19 protein-coding genes are annotated in these 19,828 nt (G+C 64.6%); 5 read left to right on the top strand and 14 right to left on the bottom strand.

Features of this window, described 5'->3' with window-relative positions:
* Window positions 1–40: 40 nt before the first annotated feature.
* Window positions 41–358: a hypothetical protein gene (locus OG225_RS31630; protein ID WP_405178521.1), complete on the top strand. Its 318-nt coding sequence runs from the start codon at window positions 41–43 to the stop codon at window positions 356–358.
* Between the two features lie 854 nt (window positions 359–1,212).
* Window positions 1,213–2,934, top strand: coding sequence for a cutinase family protein (locus OG225_RS31625; RefSeq protein WP_405178520.1), 1,722 nt, complete (start codon window positions 1,213–1,215; stop codon window positions 2,932–2,934).
* A 3-nt stretch (window positions 2,935–2,937) separates the two neighbouring features.
* On the opposite strand, the gene OG225_RS31620 is transcribed toward OG225_RS31625, so the two are convergent.
* On the bottom strand, window positions 2,938–3,354 hold the full coding sequence (locus OG225_RS31620) for a PPOX class F420-dependent oxidoreductase (protein ID WP_405178519.1): 417 nt from the start codon (window positions 3,352–3,354) through the stop codon (window positions 2,938–2,940).
* Between the two features lie 54 nt (window positions 3,355–3,408).
* Window positions 3,409–3,807, bottom strand: coding sequence for a winged helix-turn-helix transcriptional regulator (locus OG225_RS31615; RefSeq protein ID WP_405178518.1), 399 nt, complete (start codon window positions 3,805–3,807; stop codon window positions 3,409–3,411).
* Window positions 3,808–3,903: 96 nt separating this feature from the next.
* Between OG225_RS31615 and OG225_RS31610 the strand changes: the two genes are divergently transcribed.
* On the top strand, window positions 3,904–4,752 hold the full coding sequence (locus OG225_RS31610) for an SDR family oxidoreductase (RefSeq protein WP_405178517.1): 849 nt from the start codon (window positions 3,904–3,906) through the stop codon (window positions 4,750–4,752).
* Between the two features lie 25 nt (window positions 4,753–4,777).
* Here OG225_RS31610 and OG225_RS31605 read toward each other — a convergent pair whose 3' ends face one another.
* A complete protein-coding gene (locus tag OG225_RS31605; RefSeq protein WP_405178516.1) occupies window positions 4,778–5,323 on the bottom strand; it encodes a carboxymuconolactone decarboxylase family protein in 546 nt (181 codons plus the stop codon).
* 222 nt (window positions 5,324–5,545) lie between these two features.
* Here OG225_RS31605 and OG225_RS31600 point away from each other — a divergent pair, with 222 nt between their 5' ends.
* Window positions 5,546–6,427, top strand: coding sequence for a nuclease-related domain-containing protein (locus OG225_RS31600; RefSeq protein ID WP_405178515.1), 882 nt, complete (start codon window positions 5,546–5,548; stop codon window positions 6,425–6,427).
* Window positions 6,428–6,493: 66 nt separating this feature from the next.
* Here the strand turns inward: OG225_RS31600 and OG225_RS31595 are convergent, their stop codons facing one another.
* From OG225_RS31595 to OG225_RS31560, 8 genes are all read right to left on the bottom strand, one after another.
* Window positions 6,494–7,231, bottom strand: a complete 738-nt coding sequence (locus tag OG225_RS31595) for a GntR family transcriptional regulator (RefSeq protein WP_405178514.1) — start codon at window positions 7,229–7,231, stop codon at window positions 6,494–6,496.
* Between the two features lie 11 nt (window positions 7,232–7,242).
* On the bottom strand, window positions 7,243–7,935 hold the full coding sequence (urtE, locus tag OG225_RS31590) for an urea ABC transporter ATP-binding subunit UrtE (RefSeq protein WP_109528959.1): 693 nt from the start codon (window positions 7,933–7,935) through the stop codon (window positions 7,243–7,245).
* Window positions 7,928–8,767: an urea ABC transporter ATP-binding protein UrtD gene (urtD, locus tag OG225_RS31585; protein ID WP_405178513.1), complete on the bottom strand. Its 840-nt coding sequence runs from the start codon at window positions 8,765–8,767 to the stop codon at window positions 7,928–7,930. The genes urtE and urtD overlap by 8 nt, the downstream gene beginning before the upstream one ends.
* Window positions 8,764–9,966 (bottom strand): urea ABC transporter permease subunit UrtC, encoded by a 1,203-nt coding sequence (gene urtC / locus OG225_RS31580; RefSeq protein WP_405178512.1) that lies wholly within the window; start codon window positions 9,964–9,966, stop codon window positions 8,764–8,766. Before urtC ends, urtD begins: the two co-directional genes overlap by 4 nt.
* Window positions 9,963–10,847 (bottom strand): urea ABC transporter permease subunit UrtB, encoded by an 885-nt coding sequence (urtB, locus tag OG225_RS31575; RefSeq protein WP_109528957.1) that lies wholly within the window; start codon window positions 10,845–10,847, stop codon window positions 9,963–9,965. Before urtB ends, urtC begins: the two co-directional genes overlap by 4 nt.
* Window positions 10,848–11,163: 316 nt before the next feature.
* On the bottom strand, window positions 11,164–12,402 hold the full coding sequence (gene urtA, locus OG225_RS31570) for an urea ABC transporter substrate-binding protein (protein WP_405178511.1): 1,239 nt from the start codon (window positions 12,400–12,402) through the stop codon (window positions 11,164–11,166).
* Between the two features lie 405 nt (window positions 12,403–12,807).
* Complete coding sequence (locus OG225_RS31565) at window positions 12,808–13,533, bottom strand: hypothetical protein (RefSeq protein ID WP_405178510.1); 726 nt, start codon at window positions 13,531–13,533, stop codon at window positions 12,808–12,810.
* A gap of 9 nt (window positions 13,534–13,542) precedes the next feature.
* On the bottom strand, window positions 13,543–13,914 hold the full coding sequence (locus OG225_RS31560) for a helix-turn-helix domain-containing protein (RefSeq protein ID WP_405178509.1): 372 nt from the start codon (window positions 13,912–13,914) through the stop codon (window positions 13,543–13,545).
* 247 nt (window positions 13,915–14,161) lie between these two features.
* On the opposite strand from OG225_RS31560, the gene OG225_RS31555 reads away from it, so the two are divergent.
* On the top strand, window positions 14,162–15,991 hold the full coding sequence (locus OG225_RS31555) for an acyl-CoA dehydrogenase (RefSeq protein ID WP_405178508.1): 1,830 nt from the start codon (window positions 14,162–14,164) through the stop codon (window positions 15,989–15,991).
* 15 nt (window positions 15,992–16,006) lie between these two features.
* Here OG225_RS31555 and OG225_RS31550 read toward each other — a convergent pair whose 3' ends face one another.
* The 3 genes from OG225_RS31550 to ramB all read right to left on the bottom strand — a co-directional run bounded on the left by OG225_RS31550 (window position 16,007) and on the right by ramB (window position 19,743).
* Window positions 16,007–16,738, bottom strand: a complete 732-nt coding sequence (locus tag OG225_RS31550; RefSeq protein ID WP_405178507.1) for an HNH endonuclease — start codon at window positions 16,736–16,738, stop codon at window positions 16,007–16,009.
* 8 nt (window positions 16,739–16,746) lie between these two features.
* On the bottom strand, window positions 16,747–18,021 hold the full coding sequence (locus OG225_RS31545; protein ID WP_405178506.1) for an AAA family ATPase: 1,275 nt from the start codon (window positions 18,019–18,021) through the stop codon (window positions 16,747–16,749).
* 315 nt (window positions 18,022–18,336) lie between these two features.
* On the bottom strand, window positions 18,337–19,743 hold the full coding sequence (gene ramB, locus OG225_RS31540; protein WP_216917384.1) for an acetate metabolism transcriptional regulator RamB: 1,407 nt from the start codon (window positions 19,741–19,743) through the stop codon (window positions 18,337–18,339).
* Window positions 19,744–19,828: the final 85 nt, after the last annotated feature.

Below are 19,828 nucleotides of genomic sequence, written 5' to 3'. Positions count from 1 at the left end.
TCCCGTCGGCCGTCCGCCGTCGGACTGCTAGACACGAGGGATGTTTCGAAAGCGGGTGATGATCGGCGTCGGGCTCGCGCTCGTCGTCATGGTGGCGACGGCGTTCGGCGGCTATTCGCTGATGAATTCGCGCACCTGGCAACCACACCTACAACCACCGCCGGATTCCGGCAAGGAGGCGAGCGCCGAGGAGATCGTCGCCGAAACCGTCGTGAACGTCCGGCCCGGCTCGATCATCCTGTTGCACGTCATGTACGAATCCGGAACAGCCGCCCTGGCCGCTGTTCCCCGGATCGTCGCCGAACTCCGGTCGGAGGGCTATCGGTTCGTCACGGTGTCGGATCTGTTGACGCGCTGAGCGCGAGGGCCCGTCACCGAGAGTTGCGTGGCCGTAGTCGGATCCGCTCGGGCGCCGGTGATCTCCGGCGATCCGGTCAGCGCGACCACGGGCGGTTGCGGAATGTCCACTCGGCCGCCGGAATCGCGTTCGAGGTCGGTTCGTAGCGGGTAAAGCATGTCTGATCAGTGTCGTTGTCACGTCGCCGATGTTTCCTTCACTCCCTTCTCATCGCTGAAAAGCCGTGCGGCAGGGCGCTGTCCGGCCCTCTGAGCAGCGGAAACCGGACGCGCGAATATCGGGCCGCACGGATTTACGGACAGTAGCCATCCGTCTGCTCGACCGTGCCGAATACGGAGTGGTTGTGCCTTTCGGCACGAAATCCACTGCCCGCGGCGCGATCGGCCGTACGCGCCGCGCGGGCGCACTCAGGACGTCCGGACCGTCGTCCGGGCGACACATCGAATTCCAGGAAAGAGGACGAAGAATGGGTCTGCTCAGTGGTCTGCTGGATCTGGTCGGCAACGTCGTGTCCAGCCTCGCGGGTGTGATCACCGGCCTCGGCGGCGCGCTGTTCTGATCTTCGCGCTTCGCGGAGAACGTACCCGCGATCCGAACTGATGCGTGCCCGCCTCGATCCGTCCGCGTGATGGTGACCGAGGCGGGCATCGCGGTGAAAGGAATCGACAATGCTGTTGAGTGTGGTGGGTCAGATCGTCGGCACCGTATTGGATCTCGTGATCGGACTTCTCGTTCCGTAGCGCGCGTCCGTCCCGGCCGTCTGTCGGTCGACGGATCTCGCATCCGCGCCTCTCGTGAATGCCGCCTCTCGTGAATGCCGTCGCTCGTGCACGCCGTCGAACTCGGAGGTCCGGATGAAGTCCGCCCCTTGGCCGGTGACGCGGTCCGCGCGCGCCCTCGTTCTCGCGGTGACCGTGACGATCGCGGTCGGATATCCCGCGACAGCGGCCGGTGACGACGGCGTCGCGGCGGCGTCGGGGCCCGACTGTCCCGGACTCTTCGTACTCGGCGTGCAGGGGACCGGCCAGTCGTCGCCGGACTCGCCCATCGCCGTGGATTCCGGCCTGCTGGCCACGGTGCTGGCGCCGCTCGCGCGGTTGGGCGACGGCCGCGTGGCCGGACGGGCCTACGTTCCGTACTCGGCCGGATTCGGCGGCGCGTTCCCCGGTACTTCGGCGACCTATTCCGATTCGGCAAACGAAGGGCTGCGGCAGTTGCGGGTGATGGCCGAGTCCGTCGTCGACCGCTGCCCCAGGTCCCAGCTCGGCTTGATCGGCTATTCGCAAGGCGCGCATGTGGTTTCGATGTTCGCGAGCGAAGTCGGCCGAGGCGCGAGCGCGGTGCCCGCCGACCGTGTCGCCGCGGTCGCGCTGCTGGCCGACCCGACCCGGGCTCCCGGAGCCGCGATACTGCCCGGTCTTCCGGACGGCGGTCGCCCCGAGCCCGCGCCGGGAACGACAGGCGCGGAACTGAATACCCTTCCCGCCTTCTCCCAGCGGTCGGTGACCGGCGGCGGCATCGGACCCGTGCGCGATATCGCCGAGGATTTCGGCGGCCTCACCGGCCGGGTCGCATCCCTGTGCCTGCCGGGAGATCTCGCCTGCGACGCGCCTCCGGGCGCCCCGCTGCTGCACATGATCGTCGACATACTCGGACAGGCCGAACTCCTGCCGTCGGATCCGGTCGCCGCGCTGACCTCGATCTCGGACGCGCTCGCGGGCACCGTCGCCAGAACGGCGACCGCCGTCGTGAACCACGACCTGCGCGGCTATTCGCTCGGGACGCTGTCACTGACACCCGAAGCTCCGCTCAGCGTCCGGCTGGCCGAAGCCGCCGACCCCCGTGCCGACGACGATGCCCAAGCGCGGCAGGCATTGCTGAAACTGGGTACCAGCGCGCTCAACACCCTGGTCGCGATCATCGGCGTCGCCTTCACCCCGTCCGAGGTCGCCGGTATCGCCACGGCGCCCGATCCGCTCACCGGTCTGGAACGCGCCACCACCGCACTGGTCACCGCCGCCCGTCGTCCGTTGCCGCGCCGCACGGCCTTCAACCTGATCGCCAAAACCTTCAACGCGCTCGGCCACCTGAGCGTCGACAACGCCGAGTTGCTCGATCCCCTCACCTGGCTGCGGTACACGGACACGGTCCGTCGCCACGGGGAATACTCGATCGCGAGCTATGCCGCCGACGGGCAGTCGGCCACCGGACTCGTCCTGGACTGGTTCACCGCCGTCGCGGAGGATCTCGCCGTCAATCGCGTCCCGGAGATCTCGCCGTCCGAAACGCCCTCGCCCACCGCCGTTTCGCCCACCGCCGTTTCGTCCGCTCCGGCGATCGCGTCGGCATCGGGGGTTTCCCCGCCGCCGGTGGCCGAGACGGTGGCCGCCGCCGATCCGCGACTTCGTTCCTCGTTCGTCACCGCGCCGACCCGCACCACGACCACCGTCTCCCTGCTCGGACTCCTGCTGGTGCTGAGCGTTGCCGTGCTTGTCACACGCCGGATCCGGGTCGGAACCTCGCCGAACCGGCGGGAGGTTTCTCGGCGGCCCGGCGCTCGAGAACGCGAAGGGTGAGGCTCAGAACATGCCGTAGGCATTGGCCGGGGTGAGACGGGCCAGAACACGGCGGTCCTCGACCATGGCCCTGCGATAGTCGGGCCAGTCGGGATGTTCGCCGGAAGCCGCACGGTAGTAGGCGACCAGTTCGTCGACGGCAGGGTCGTCGGGTGATTCGGCGACCGGGGTGAGTTCCACGGTGCCCTCCACCACGGCGTAGGCGAAGAAATCCTCGCGGGTGACGTGAATCGCCGCCCACGGGTCGCGGCGCAGATTGTGGTACTTGGCGCGGTCGGCGGTGATGGATATGCGGATGATGCCGTCGTCGCCGACGATGTGCAGCACATTGGAGAGCTGTGGGCGACCGTTGCGGCGGATGGTGGTCAGCACCGAGCGGTTGGTGGCGCCTACGAAATCGAGGGCGGTCGAGAGTTCCATACTCTGTGCAACCGCGCACCGCCGAGCCGCCTTCCCGCGCCCGCGTACGCCCGGTCAGTCGCGGCGGTAGGACGCCTGAGCCTGGTGAATCGTGGGCATATTCGCCTCGATCAGGTGGATCAGCGTCTCCAAGTGTTCGGCGACCTGGGCGCCGAGTTCGGTCAGGGTGTACTCGACCTTCGGCGGAATGGTCTCGTGCACTTCGCGGTGCACCATGCCGTCGCGTTCCAGGGCCTGGAGGGTCTGGGAGAGCATGCGTTCGCTTACGCCGTCCACCCGTCGGCGCAGTGCGCTGAACCGGATGGGGCCCGCGCGCAGCGCGACAAGGGCGAGGGTGCCCCAGCGTCCGGCCACATTCTGCAATACCGGCCGTGACGTGCAGTTCTTGACGAAGACGTCGGCCTCCAGCGTGGGGTCGGCGCTCTCGGCCGCCGCACCGAACTGGGAGTCCATGCCTCGATGTTAACCGACTTGACCTACGGGATTACAGGATGCATAGTGCTTACTAATAGTTAGTACTTGTCAGTTTGACATCAGTGGGAGGTAACGATGACCATCGCCGTGACCGGAGCCAGTGGACACCTGGGACGACTCGTCGTCGAGGCGCTGCTGCGCGACGGTGTGACCCCCGTGGCGATCGTGCGCGATCCGGACAAGATCGCCGATCTCGCCGAGCGAGGCGTCGATGTGCGCCGTGCCGACTACGGCGATCCTCGAGCGCTGGACGACGCCCTGACCGGCGTCGACAGGCTGCTGCTGATCTCGGGCAACGAATTCGGCGCACGGGTCGACCAGCACACCAATGTCATTCGCGCCGCCGAACGCGCGGGCGTTCGATTGCTCGCCTACACCAGCATTCCGAAGGCCGACGACAATCCGCTGATCCTGGCGCAGGAGCATCGGGGGACCGAGGCGGTCCTGGCCGAATCGACCGTCCCGCACACACTTCTGCGCAACGGCTGGTACTGGGAGAACTACGTCGGCGGACTCGCGCACACGGTCGAGACCGGCGTGCTGCACGGTGCGGCGGGCACCGGACGAGTCGCCGCCGCTTCGCGCGCCGACTACGCGGAGGCGGCGGCCAGGGTACTCACCACCGACGGCCACGCGGGCGCGGTATACGAACTCGGTGGCGACGAACCGCTCACCTACGACGAACTGGCCCAGGTGATTTCACGGGTATCCGGTAAGCCGGTGCGCTACGAGAACCTGTCGACGGCCGACTACGCGACCGCCTCCAGCGCCGCGGGCCTGCCCGCCCAGTTCGCCGAGGTGCTCGCCGACGCCGACGCCGGAGTCGCCGCCGGACTGCTCGACGTCGACCCGGGTGACCTGCGCAAACTCATCGGCCGTTCCTCGACACCCGCCGCCGAGGTCTTCCGCGCGGCACTCGCCTGATTCGAACGGTCGAGGAACCCGCGCCCTACACCCCATCGCGCTGGATACGCAGCGCGGTGATGGTCGACGCCAGGCCCTCGTACTGATTGGCGAGCAACACGATTTCGATGAGTCGGCGCTCGTCGTAGTGGGCGGCGAGTTCGGACCACGCGGCGTCGTCGATATCGCGGGTGGCGACGATCCGGTCGACGGCGGTGAGCAGGGCGCGGTGCGCGGGTGACCATCCCGGTGCGTCGGGGCCGGTCCGCAACCGTTCCAGGATGTCGCGGGTGACCCCGGCGCGCCTGCCCAGGCGGATGTGATGATCGGTCTCGTAATCGCATTCGCGCAGGTGGGCCACCCGCAGGATGACGAGTTCGGATTCGTGTCGGGTCAACCGCCCGCCCGGCATGAGTTTGCCCGAGTAGTGCAGCCAGCCGCGGAAGAGGCCGCCGGTGCGGCCGAGGGTGCTGAACAGGTGTGCGTCGGCGGTGCCCGCGGCACGGGAAAGCACCTGCCAGACAACCCAGTTGATCGGTCCGAGTTCACGGAGCCGTCCGGGCGAGATACGTGGTTGCGACGTCGAAACCATGCGAGCGCCTTCCCGTCCTGCGCGGCCGATACCGCGCGAATAGAGATTCGGGTCCGGCGATACCGCCGGACCGGGCTGTCTGTGAGCGTAGCGAACCCGGCCTTTTCGATCTTCCGGTGGTTTTCGGGCGGCCGGGGATGCATCATCAGTAGCGGTTCGGTTCACCGCGCTCCCACAGACGGCTCCGTGCCGTGGTCCGGATCAGGTGGGCAGGGGAACGCGATGCTGGTTAAGGTCAGGCAGGGAGCCGAGCTCTCCGGCGCCGAAAAGGAATTCGTCGACTGCCTGAGGTCGTTCCCCATCACCTGCCTCGCGGCCATCGACCTGCACGTCGGTGAGAACGGCACCCGCAGGATCGATGCGGTGTTGTTCACACCGCGCGGCATCACGGTGGTCGCGGTCAAGGGCTTCCGGCGTCGCCAGGGCGGCATCTTCACCATCGTCGACGGTGCGTGGAAGATCAGCGAGGCACCGATCGAACTGGACGACCCGAGCAGCACCGGCCCGTCCGACCAGCTCGAACAGGCCGTCTACGCCGTACGTAAGAAACTGGAGCGCGCGCTGCTCGATCCGGGGCACGTGTGCGGTGTCGTGGCACTCGTTCCACCGCGCGGTGTGGTGGTCCGCCCCGCGCGCACGAACCTGCGCCCCGGACTCGACGTGGTCGTCGCGAATGTTCCCGACGCCACCGAACTGCGGATCTACATCGAAGGTTTCTCGGCGGCGGCGCGCGATTGGACCGCCGACCGGGTGGGCGCGGCGGTCCGTGCGCTCGGCATGGAGAACGGGCCGTCGCGCGCGGAACTCATCGCCGACGGTTTCGCCGCCAACGCGCCGTCCGTCCGCGCCGCCGCGCTGCCGCACACTCGGCCGCCCAAACCCAGGCCCGCGCCCAAACGGTCGAGCGCACCGCAGTCGGTGGGCGCCTGGGTCGCCGTCGCCGTCGCGGTGGCGGGCGTGCTCGCGGTATCGGGTGTGGTGGTGAGCGCGTGGCTACACGACACCGAGGGCCCGGAATCGGCGGTCGAGCAGACCTCGACGGTCGAGCCGAGCCCCCCGGCGCGCACCCCGAGGAATTGCATGCCGTTCCAGGCCGATTGCTGACCGGTTCCGGCCGGACGCGATCGGGCGGGTCAGCACGAGACGACGCCGGATGCGCCGCCCGTGCGTTCAGTCCCGCATGGCCTGACCGAGTTTGGTCAGGCGCATCGCCTGCTGGGCCCGCGCGAGCACGTGGGTCCGTGACGAATCGATATGCGCGATGAGTGTGCGCAACGCGGTGCTCGGATCGCCCGAGAGCAACTGCTCGGCGACGGAGATGTGCTCGGCCGCCATGATGGCGATGCGTTCGGGTGTCGGCAGATCGAGGGTGCGCAGCGGCCGCACCCGGACGTAGACCGCGGTGAGCGCCTCGGCGAGTGCGGTATTGCCCGCCGCGGACAGCAGGGTGAGATGGAACTGCTCGTCGGCGGCGACCAGCGCGGGCCCCGGTTCCGGTGGGTCGTCGCGCAATTCACGCCACCGCTCGAGTTCGGCGCGCACCGAGGTGAGATCGTGTGCCGGGGAATTCGGCTCGGCGGTCGTGGTCACCGAAGCGGAAGATCCGCTCACGGTATCGAGTACCCGTTGAATTCCCCGTTGCTCCAACACGATTCGCAACTCGTACAGATTGTCGAGTTCTTCCAGACGTGGACGGTACGGGTAGAGGCCGTCGGCGTGGCGCTCGACGAGCCCGTCGGCCTGCAACCTGGCCAGTGCCTCGCGCACCGGAGTGCGCGAGACACCGTAGGTTTCGGCCAGACGTTCTTCGCCGAGCCGTTCGGTCGCGACGATCGCTCCCACGGCGAGATCGTGACGTAGCGAGTGATACACCCGCTCGCTCAACGGAACCCGCCCCTTGCGAGGCATGGCGGCCCTGCTCAGATCGCCATCGCCGAGCGCACGTCGGTCTCCGCGCCCGCGCCGCCCGCACCGGTGGAGGTCACCCGTCCGGATTGCAGCACGTAATAGCTCTGCGCCGCCTGTAGGGCGAAGCCGATGTGCTGCTCGACGAGCAGCACGCTCAGACCGCCGCGCTGGGTGAGATCGATGATGGTGTGCTCGATCTCGGCCACCACCGAGGGCTGGATACCCTCGGTCGGCTCGTCGAGGATGAGCAGTTTCGGTTCGGTGATCAGCGCCCGCGCGATCGCCAACTGCTGGCGCTGACCACCGGAGAGCAACCCGGCCTTGCGGGTGAGCAGTTCGCGCAGCGCGGGGAACAGATCCAGCGATTCGGCGATCAATTCCTTGCCGCGTTTACGCCCGTCCGCCACCACCTGCAAATTCTCGGCTGTGGTCAGCTGTGGAAAACTCTGCTGTCCCTGCGGCACGTAGGCGATTCCGCGTTTGACCCGTTTCGACGGCGGCATCTTGGTGATGACCTCACCGTCGAATTTGATCTGCCCGGATTTTGTGCCGATCAGGCCGACGGCCGTCCGCAGCAACGTGGTCTTGCCCGCGCCGTTGTGGCCCATGACGGCGACCACGCTGTCGTCGGGGACTGTCACCGTGACACCGTGGATCACCTCGGTGCGGCCGTATCCGGAATGGATATCGATGAGTTCAAGCATCAGCTGCCTCCTTGCTCTGCACGGTCGACTCGTCTTCGAGGTCGGTGCCGATGGCCGCCGCGGTGCCGAGGTAGACCTCCTGCACCTTGGGATCGGCCTGCACCTGTTCGACGGTGCCCTCGCTGAGTACTTTGCCGCCCGCCAGCACCGTGACCGACGTCGCGAACGCGCGCATGAAATCCATATCGTGTTCGACCACGACGACCACCCGCTCACCGCCGATGCGGCGCAACAGATTCCCGGTCTCCTCGCGCTCCTCGGCGCTCATACCCGCCACCGGTTCGTCGAGCAGCAACACCGACGCGTTCTGCACCAGCAGCATGCCGATCTCCAGCCACTGCTTCTGCCCGTGCGCGAGTACGCCCGCGGGTTTGTCGCGCAACGCGCCGAGGCCGGTGATCTCGAGCGCCTCGTCGATACCCGGCAGCACCGATCGGCGGCGACGCAGCATGGTCAGCGCCGAACGCCTCGCGCCCGCGGCGATGTCGAGGTTCTGTAGCACCGAGAGCTGCTCGAAGACGCTCGCGGTCTGGAAGGTCCGCCCGACGCCGAGCCTGGCGATCTGGTGGACCTTCTTTCCGACCAGTTGCGAACCGGATTTCGTGGCCGAACCGGTCGCCGGGACCAGGCCGGTGATCGCGTCGATCAGCGTGGTCTTTCCCGCGCCGTTGGGTCCGATCAGGAATCGCAGATCGCCCTGCAACACCGTGATGTCGACATCGGTGACGGCCTTGAAACCGTCGAAACTGACCGAGAGACCGCGAATCTCGAGATATTCGCTGTCCATGCCCGCGTTTCCGCCGGGCTTGGGTTCGTGGGTTGTCGTTGTCATCGCGATTCCACTTTCTCCTCGGCGGCCTGCGCGTCGTCGGTGCCGGATTCCGGCTCCGGTTTCGCCGTTGGTTCCTCCGCTTTCGGTTCGGACTCTTCGGCTTTCGCGGACGTCTCCGGTTCGACCGCCTTGCCGAACCTGGCGTCGTAGGCGCCCTTGAGCATCGGCCATACTCCGGCCAGACCCGCCGGGATGAAGCCGACGACCACGATGAACAGCACACCCTGCAGGTAGGTCCAGCCCGAGGGGAACTGTTCGGAGAACGCGGTCTGCGCCCACGCCACGCCGATCGCGCCGAGCACCGGGCCGAGCAGCGTGGTCCGGCCGCCGATGGCGACGCCGATCAGGAAGGCGATCGACGGCACGACACCGATATCGGCGGGTGAGATGATGCCGACGATCGGGGTGAACAGCGCGCCCGCGATACCCGCGAAGAACGCGGCGACCACGTAGGCGACGATCTTGACATTGGCCGGGTCGTAACCGAGGAAACGTACCCGTTCCTCCTGGTCACGCACCGCGACGAGCAGTTCGCCGTAGCGGCTGCGCATCAGCTGACGCACCAGAGCCACCACCACGAGCAGCGTGGCCGCGGCGATGAAGAACAGCATCTTGCGGTTGGCCGGATCCGACAGCTTGAAGCCGAAGAACGCCCGGAAATCCGACAGCCCGGTGAAACCGCCGATGGCCTGCTGACCGGTGAGCAGAATCGCGAGCGCCGCCGCCAACGCCTGACTCAGGATGGCGAAATACGCGCCCTTGACCCTGCGCTTGAACACGCCGTATCCGAGCACCGCCGCGACCAGCGCGGGCAGCAACAGGATGCCGAGGATCGCGACCGGACCGGACGCGAAAGGCTGCCAGAACGTCGGCAATTCGCGGATACCGGAGATCTCCATGAACTCCGGCACATCGTTGCCGAGACGCGTGGCGTCCGCCATTTGCAGATGCATGGCCATGATGTAGGCGCCGATACCGAAGAACACACCCTGCCCGAGGGTGAGCATTCCGCCTCTGCCCCAAGCCAATCCGATACCGGCGGCCACGATCGCGAAACAGAGGAATTTGGCGAGCAGATTGAGTCGGAAATCGCTGAGCAGCGCGGGCGCCACCGCGAACAACAGGATCGCGGCGATCGCGAAACCACCCAGCGTGGTCAGCGTAGAGTGCTCACGCATCCGAGTGCCGAGTGTGGTCATACCAAGCTCCTGGTCCGAACGGTGAACAGGCCCTGCGGCCGGACCTGCAGGAAGATGACGATCACCACGAAGACGATGACCTTCGCGATCGATGCGGTCGTCGAGTACTCGATGAAGGAATTGAGCAGGCCGAGCGCGAACGCCGCGATCACGGTGCCCTTGATCTGTCCGAGGCCGCCGATGACGACCACGAGGAACGCGTCGATCAGGTAGCTCTGACCGATGGTCGGGCTCGTCGAACCGATCAACGTCAGCGCGACACCGGCGACGCCCGCCAGGCCCGAACCGATGAAGAAGGTGCTGATATCGGTGAAACGGCTGGAGACACCGCTGGTTTCGGCCAGCCCGCGGTTCTGCACGACCGCCCGGATGCGGCGACCCAGCGGCGTGGTCTTGAGAGCGATGGCCAAGACGATCACCGCCGCCACCGCGAGAACGAGGATGAAGATCCTGGTCTTCGGCACGACGGCGCCCAGGATCGTGACACCGCCACTGAGGAATTCGGGGACGAGCACGTTCTTGGCGGGAGCGCCGAAGATATCGCGCGCCGCCTGCTGCAACACCAGACCGACACCGAAGGTGACGAGCAAGGTGTCGAGCGGACGGTCGTACATCCAGCGGATCAGACCCATCTCCAGCGCCGCCCCCAACGCGCCACCGACCAGGAACCCGATCAGCAGGGAGACCAGCAGAGAAACACCCGCTGACGAGAACACCTTCTGCACGACGTAAGTCGTGTAGCAGCCGGCCATGATGAATTCGCCGTGCGCCATATTGATGACGCCCATCTGACCGAAGGTCAACGACAGGCCGAGCGCGGCGAGCAGAAGAATCGATCCGAGGCTCAAACCAGTGAAGAGCTGACCGATCACGACGTCCATGTGGACTCCTGTAATTTGGCGGCCCGGGGGCCGCGGGTTCGCGGCCCCCTTTGTCTCGCGTCCGAGCGGTCGAGACTCGCGACTTCGTCGCATTGCTTCGACCGCTCGGACGCGAGACGGGCCGCGAACGGCGCTCGTCGGGCTCGCGCGTCGTGGGTGCGAAAGTGGGGACGGGGCCGTTCTTGCTGGGAACCGTGTCCGTCGTGGGTACGCGTTCGTGGGTGCGTCGTGTGACGGGGTTTTGCGATGCGTGGAGGACGGGGAACGGTCTGGTCGTGGTGCAGACCAGACCGTTCGGGCCGTGAACTCCTATTTCCTACTTGAGGTTCTTGGCCCACTCGTAGGACTTCAGGTACGGGTCCGGCTGGATGGGCTTGCCGGAATCCCAGACCGTGTAGATGAGGCCGTCGGGGCGGATCTCACCGATGCGGGCGGTCTTGGTGATGTGGTGGTTGGCGCCGTCGATGGTGACTTTGCCCTCGGGGGCATCGAAACTGACACCGTCGGCGGCGGCCTGGATATCGGCGACGGCGAAGGAGTTCGCCTTCTCGACGGTGTTCTTCCACAGGTAGACCGAGGCGTAGGCGGCCTCCATCGGATCCGACGTGGGTTTGTCGGCGCCGAAAGCGGCCTTGTAGGCGTCGACGAATGCCTTGTTCTGCGGGGAGTCGACGGTCTGGTAGTAGTTCCACGCGGTCAGCTGGCCCGCGATGTTCTGGGCGCCGATGCCGGCGACCTCTTCTTCTGCGATGGACACCGAGACAACCGGCATGTCAGCGGCTTTGAGGCCCGCGTTGGTGTACTCGCGGAAGAACGCGACGTTGGAGTCGCCGTTCAGGGTGTTGAACACCGCGCCCGCCTTCGCGGTGCGCACCTTGTTCACGATGGTGGAGAAGTCGGTCGAACCGAGCGGGGTGTAGTCCTCGCCCTTGATCTCGATACCGTTGGCCGCGGCGTACGCCTTGATCTCGCGGTTGGCGGTCTGCGGGAAGACGTAGTCCGAACCCACCAGGTAGAGGGAGGTGATTCCCTTCTGCTTCAGGTAGTCCAGCGCCGGGATGATCTGCTGATTGGTGGTGGCGCCGGTGTAGAAGATGTTCTTGCTGTCTTCCAGGCCCTCGTACTGCACGGGGTAGTAGAGCAGCGAGTTCAGGCTCTCGAACTTGGGCTTCATGGCCTTACGGCTCGAGGAGGTCCAACCGCCGAAGACCGCCGCAACGCAGTCCGAGCTGATCAGTTTCTCGGCCTTCTCGGCGAAGGTCTTCGGGTCCGAGGCGCCGTCCTCCAGCACCACGTCGATCTTCTTGCCGAGAACCCCACCGGCGGCGTTGATCTGGTCGACCGCGAGTTTGGTCGAGTTGGCGACGGTCACCTCGGAGATCGCCATCGTGCCCGAAAGCGAGTGCAGCGAACCGACTTTGATCGTGGGCTTCGACGTGTCGACGCAGGATGCGGCGGTGGAACCTTCGGTCGAGGCGTCGTCCTTGGCGCCACAGGCGGTCAGCAACAGACCGGCGAGCGCGAGCGCCGTCGGCACGACCAAGACCTTGGTCATACGTGCCCGGCGCGGCGATGTGGCGCCGAACGGCGACCGCGTGGCCGACACGGAGCTGTGCCGATTATCGGCAGGGGAATCTGGCATGGGTCGGGACCCTTCTCCTCATCAGGTGTTCGGCGACGTCGGGGGTTACGTCGCACCGAATACGTCCGCCCTTCCGCATCGGCCCTAGCTGTAGACCGGTGTGTATACAACGTCTGTATTCGTGGTGGGAACGGTAGACGCGAGTTGTTGCGCCGGAATATCCCGCGGTGACGACTCGATTGCCGATGTTTCAACGACGTGAACGTTTTCGGTGACCAGCGAATGAACTCCTGTGAGACACCCGCTCATCCGGCGGTCGGAGGCTCCGGAAGCCGGTTCACGAGCGCGATATCTTCCGCTCGGCGGCGGAGAATCGGCTCAGGAACGGAGTCGCCGTCGTGCGCCGACGCGAGACCCCGTGGAAACCCCGGCAATCAACTGCAATGCCCTGTGCCCCCGACTGCGATGTTCGACAGGAATCCCGCTCCATGAGCGGTGATCGACGCTCTCCAATTGCTTCGCCAGGACCAGAACCCGTCCATGATCGCTGCCCTGCATCCGCTTTCGTTCGTCCATCGGATTGTCGACGGCACATGCGAGCACCGCGGCGTCGTCGAGATGGCGGGAGGGGTCTCGCGGATCCGCTTTGTAGGCGGCACCTTTGAGAACCAGGGCTCCGAGAACATCCGGCACGCTGAGTCGTATCGTGGTGTCGCCGATTTCCACATCGAAGCACGCTTTCGCAATGCCGAGAACCTTCGGCTGCCATTTCGGGGCGAGGTGATCGGCAACCATCACGTCGACCTGCTCGTCGGCTCGCTCGAAGCGGTGCACGGGTCCATCGCCGATAGGAAGGCGCAGCGTGTATCCGAGCTTCTCGAGCTGTTCGCGCACTCCGCCGAATGTGGTGTTACCGGTCTCGATATGCAGCACCATGTCGACGTCCACCATTGCCCGGCTCGCAGGCAGTCCCGCGCGGACGGCATGGAGCTGGACCATCAAACCGCCGATCAGGGTCCACTGCTCGGACGGATCTCCCTCGCGAGCTCGGCGGCTTGCGGCCAGGGATGTGCCCATCCTCCCGGCGGCGCCGACACCGTCCATGTCGGCCGACTATCGGCGGGCATCGATCAGCTCCTGGAGAACCCGTGCGCCCGCGCTTCGCTCTCTCGTGTCGAGCGACTCCATCAGATCCACCGCCACCGCTGCGATCGGCACTGTCTCGGCGGCATCCGTTGTCGCGACCACCGCTGTGGTCTCGTCGTCCGTCGCGATCGATGCGAAGTAGGGGTTCTTCCCTTCGCTCCACGGTCGCCCGCGAAGCCGACGCCTCTGTGCCCACCTGTGAACCGACGCGGAATCGAGGAGGAGTGCACCCCCGACCTCACGGGTCACGTCGAGGTCGCGTGCTCGTGCCAGCCTGGTTACCTGCCGCTTGCTCACGCCCAGCTCGGCGGCCGCTGCCGCCACCGAGACCTCGCCCATGCGTAGATGGTCTCAACTGCGACCTATTCAGGCAATATGAACAGATCAGAATGCATGAATCTGTGCGATGTGGCCGCTCGGACAGCGCTGCGATCCCCGATCTCAGTTGCGGTCGATCGACTGTTCGAGACGGCGCCCCTACGGTTGCGTAGCCGGATCGGGATGCGGCAGGCTGTGGACTCGTACAGCGCCAGGAGTCGGATGCGGGGTCGTGTGATCCCGCCTGTCGTGAGTCGAGGAGGCCGCGGTGGGGCATTACAGGGCGAATGTGCGAGATATCGAGTTCAACCTGTTCGAGGTATTGCAGCTGGACAAGCTCCTCGATACCGGCGCCTACGGCGATCTGGACTCCGATACCGTGCGCGAGATCCTGGCCGAGGTGCGGCGATTGTCGGAAGGGCCGATCGCCGAATCGTTCGCCACCGCCGACCGCGACCCCATCACCTACGATCCGGCTACCTTTTCGATCTCGGTACCCGAACCGTTGCGCAAGACCATCCTGACCGTCAACGAGGCGGATTGGAGCAGACTCGGACTGCCCGAGGGCATGGGCGGCACCCCTGCTCCCGCCGCGATCGTGTGGGCGGTTCAGGAGATGCTCACCTGCGCCAATCCCTCCGCCAGCTTCTTCAACCTCGGCCCGGTTCTGGGCTCGGTGCTCTACAACGTCGGCACCGAGGAGCAGCGGCACTGGGCGCGGACCGGCTACGAACGCGGCTGGCAGGGCACGATGGTGCTGACCGAACCCGACGCGGGCTCCGATGTGGGCGCGGGTCGCGCCAAGGCGATCGCCCAGGAGGACGGCTCCTGGCATATCGAGGGCGTCAAACGGTTCATCTCCGGAGCCGACGTGGGCGACGTCGCCGAGAACGTCTTCCATCTCGTGCTGGCCAGGCCCGAGGGCGCGGGCCCCGGCACCAAGGGATTGTCGCTGTTCTACGTGCCGAAGTATCTGTTCGATTTCGAGACACTCGAACTCGGCGAACGCAACGGCGTCTTCGTGACCGGGCTCGAACACAAGATGGGCCTGAAATCCTCGCCGACCTGCGAACTCACCTTCGGCGGCACCGAGGTCCCCGCGAAGGGCTGGCTGGTCGGCGGTGTGCACAACGGCATCGCGCAGATGTTCCAGGTGATCGAGAACGCGCGCATGGTCGTCGGCATCAAATCCACCGGAACGCTGTCCACCGGATATCTCAACGCGCTCGACTACGCCACGCAGCGGGTGCAGGGCGCCGACCTGACGCAGATGTCGGACAAGGCCGCGCCGCGCGTCACCATCACCCACCACCCCGATGTGCGGCGATCCCTCGCCATGCAGAAGGCGTACGCGGAAGGTCTGCGCGCGGTCTATCTCTACACCGCCGCCCACCAGAACATCGATGTGGCGCAATTGGTTTCGGGTGCCGACGCGGATCTGGCGCATCGCGTCGACGATCTGCTGCTTCCGATCGTCAAGGGCGTCGGTTCCGAGCGGGCCTACCAGTTCCTCACCGAATCCCTGCAAACCCTGGGTGGTTCGGGATATCTACAGGACTACCCGATCGAGCAGTACATCCGCGACGCCAAGATCGACTCCCTCTACGAGGGCACCACCGCAATCCAGGCCCAGGACTTCTTCTTCCGCAAGATCATTCGCGACCAGGGCGTCGCGCTGGCCCACGTCAGCGGCAGGATCACCGCGTTCCTCGAAGCCGCGACCGGACGTTTCGAGGTCGAACGCGCCCTGCTCGCCACCGCGCTCGCCGACGTCGGCGCCATGGCCGCCACCCTCACCGGCTACGCCATGGCGGGACAACAGGATCCGCCCGAGCTGTACAAGGTCGGTCTCGGTTCGGTGCGCTTCCTGATGGCAGTCGGCGACCTACTCATCGGCTGGCGCCTGCTCGAACAAGCCGAGATCGCCGCCTCCGCCCTCGCCGCCGACGCCACGGCGAAGGACCGCCCCTTCTACGAGGGAAAGGTGGCCGTCGCGAACTTCTTCGCCAAGAACGTCCTCCCCCAACTTACTGCCACCCGCGCAATCCTTGCCGCCATTGACAACGACATCATGGACCTGGACGAATCCGCCTTCTGAGCGATATCGCCGCGGTCAGATATGTTTTGCGGACAGTCGAAGAAAAGCGCGCCACTGCCGAGGAAGTCGCTTCTTGAATTCTAGGAACGGCTCCTCTTCCGCACCTTCGTGCAGTGCGAACCAAGCCGAGAGCCCGAAGTCGTCTTCGTTGATTTCTCTGGCTACGGCACGCATTGCCTGCTCGGCGCATTTACTCGAAAGCACATGATCTAAAGCTTCGTGATATCGGCGAATAACTCTTTTTCGACCTTCGGTGACAGCTTCGTAATTGATACATTCGAGTATTTCGAGAGTCGCTTCGCCGATCGCATCGAAATCTGATTCCAGGTAGCGGGGACCAATGAGTCCGTTCGCGGTATCGAGAATGAAATGGTTCCATGGATCCACAGCTTCAGGGTTGAGTACAAGCGGCTCTCCTGCTGCGTTTACGGGAAACTTCGCATTTTTCCTGCGATTGCATTCCGGGCAAACCCATAAAAGGTTGCTCCATGTAAATGTCAATCGGTAGTTCTTTGCTACTGGTATGAAATGATCCACGTCGGCTGATCTGGAATCACAGCAGTAGACGCATCGTTGCCTAGGTCCCACTGAATTCTGTAATGCCGCGATGATCGGGTTACTCTTGCTGGACCGTCGAAATTTCTTCCACTCGATTTCTGCTTCGGATTTTGTCGAAACTGCGCGTGATCGTCGCAGTAGCTCCACGCGGTCGACAAAATGGAGCTGATTCTTATGTATACGGCGCATGCCACTGCTCAATCAGCGAACAGCGCAAGCTGCTCGAGCTTTCGCTCCTCGGATTCGGTAATCTTGCCTGCCAGCTGCTTTGCGCGCAGTCGAGTGTGCATACGATTCGCCTGGACGGCGTTCTCCGAGCGTGTGTACGGCATTCCGAATGCAGGCGAGACCAAGATCTGATCAGGTTTCCCTGCGATGATCTTGTTGAAATCTTCCGCAGATAATTTGAAGGCGTTTATTCCCGTGCTTGGTTGCGGAAGGTGGTAAATTCTTCCTTGGTCGGCTGCCTGGCAGACCAACGGGCTATGAGTTGTGACGATGAACTGCACCAATGGGAAGTGCCGTTTCAGCCAAAATCCAATTTCTCTTTGCCAAGCGGGATGGAGATGTGAATCGACTTCATCAATGACCACCACTCCGGGCCGATTCACGAAGAAATGCCCCTCGTCGTCCTGTGAAATCAGATCAATGGCACCGTACACGTCCACCATATGGCGGAAGATATCTATCAGCATAGCTAACGCGGAACGGTATCCCTCGCTCATATCGGAAAGTGGCATATTTCGCCCTGCGGCATCTGTGAGCCAAATGCCTTCCGAGTTGACGCCCTTGACAGATATGCCGTGTCGAAGGAAGTCGTCATTAAGTATGTTGAGTAGACTCTCCAGAGCGATCCTTTCGGACTCCTGCTCCTCGAGCTTCTTGTAGTTCAGCTGCTTGACCCACATCTCGCATTCCCCTAAAGTCGCGTCTTCTTTGAAGAGAGTTGCCATGCGAGGCACGCGACCCGATATAACCATGAGTCGTTGTGCATCAGGTGAGCTGCCGTACAGGCGTCGAAACGGTCCATAGCCGAGAAGGAACCATCCCGGGGTGCCTACGGACCATGGACCGTTGAAGGCGCCTTTCCTTTTCTTTCTGTTTATATCCGCCGACGATAGCGCCCAAGCCCCCCCTTCGTGCGTAAATTCTATTTCTGCCCAGAATGTACTTTGCATACGAAAGCCGCCTTTGGCCGTCCGGTCGAATACGTGGTGAGGTTTTACTTCGACCGAGACCGAGCCTGTCTTCTGTCCTTCGGTCACCCATCCGCGGAGGTCGGTCAATAGCACTCTGGAGTCATCCGGACCGAGGACCGCCATGCAGATCGACTTGATCAATGCAGTTTTACCAGAGCCGTTGTCTCCTGTCACAACCGCCCAGCCAGCGTGCCGGCCGTCAGTCCCCGAGAAGTCGAGATCGACTTCAGCGAAGCCTTTAATGTTCTTGAGGGCAACACGTTCGACGTACATCGTGGCAGTCCCCTTCGGGCTTATGGTTCTCATCCTGAACAGCAGGCAACGCGCGATGCGTGCCGAGAGTTTACCGCGAACCTGTTCGCCCAGTGCTTACTGTAGCGACGATCCGGGACACCTCGGTCGTGGCCGCACTGTAGTCGCGACGTGGCCTATGAAGTAGTTGACGATCGCGACCCGGAAGAGTGCGTGAGCCATCGAGTTCGATTCGAGAAATGGGTTGTCGACAGTAGGTGTTCGATCGTGGGCTGTAGGGTTGTGCACGCGGACAGCGAAGGGTGGCGGGCATTTCGTTCGCCAGGCCCGCTCAGCCTATTTCAGGACGTACGGCGACACCGAACTGCGGTGCTCGCTGATGTCGAGGACCTTGCCCAGCGGTGGGAATGCGCGCTGGGGGCAGTTGGCCCGCTCGCAGACGCGGCAGCCCGCGCCGATGGGGGTGGCGGCGGCCTCGCCGAGGTCGATGCCGTCGGCGTAGACGACGCGACCCGCGTGGCGCAGTTCGCAGCCGAGGCCGATGGCGAAGGTCTTGCCGGGCTGGCCGTAGCGGGTGGCGCGGCGTTCGACGGTGCGGGCGATCCACAGGTATTTGCGGCCGTCGGGCATCTGGGCGATCTGGGTCATGATCTTGCCCGGATAGGCGAAGGTCTCGTAGACATTCCACAGCGGGCAGGTGCCGCCGCTGGAGGAGAAGTGGAATCCGGTGGCGGACTGGCGTTTCGACATATTGCCCGCGCGATCCACGCGCACGAAGGAGAACGGGACGCCGCGCAGTTTCGGCCGTTGCAGGGTCGAGAGACGGTGGCAGATGGTCTCGTAACTCTGGGTGAAGTAGGCCGATAGTCGTTCGATGTCGTAGCGGAAATCCTCGGCGATCTCGTGGAATTGCGTATAGGGCAGCACCGTCGCGGCGGCGAAATAGTTCGCCAGGCCGAGCATGGCCAGTTTCCTGGTGTCCTCGGACGCGAAATTACCTTCCTCGACCAGCTTTTCGAGTAGATCGCCGCATTCGAAGTAGGCGAGTTCGGCGGCGAGTTTGAAGGTGCGCTGCCCGCCGGACAGGTGCGGGGAGATCTCCAGTTGCAACGTTTCGGGGTCGTAGCGGTGCAGTACGCCTTCGCCGAGATCGATGCGTTCCATGATGCGCACGTCGTATCCGCGCAGCAGACGGGCGATCTCGCTGTTCACATTGCCGCCGTGGAAGCGGATGCGGTTGGTGAGTTCCTCGGCGGCGGTGTCGAGTTCGTGGATGTAGTTCTGGCGCTGATAGAAGAAGTCGCGGACTTCCTCGTGCGGTTTGCTGATGGTCGCGCTGCCGGAACCGTCGGCGAAACGGTCCTCGGTGGCGGCGGCGAGCTGGGCGCTGGTGTTGCGGTAGCGGTTGTGCATGTTCACCAGGGCGCGGGCCATGCTCGGATGCGCCGAGACCATATCCGCGATTTCCTGGGCGTCGGCCTCGATACCGAGTTCCTGGTCCATGACGACCTCTTGGAGTTCGGCGATGAGCCTGGTGTCGTCCTGGGAGGAGAAGAAGGTCGCGTCGACGCCGAACACTTCGCTGATCCGCAGCAGAACCGGCACGGTGAGCGGTCGCACATCGTGTTCGATCTGATTGAGGTAACTCGCCGAGATCTCCAGCTTCGCGGCGAGTGAGACCTGGCTCAGTCCTCGTTCGGTGCGCAGCTGGCGAAGCCGCGCCCCGACGTAAGTCTTGGCCATATGTCCAGTTTATGGGGGTTTTCGCAGCCCTGCCAATGGGCGATTAACAGCAGAGCTGAGCGATATGTCACACCGTCGGGTTACG

Source organism: Nocardia sp. NBC_01377 (assembly GCF_045040005.1).
Lineage (GTDB): Bacteria > Actinomycetota > Actinomycetes > Mycobacteriales > Mycobacteriaceae > Nocardia > Nocardia noduli.
This window is presented reverse-complemented; position numbering and strand designations above follow the sequence as displayed.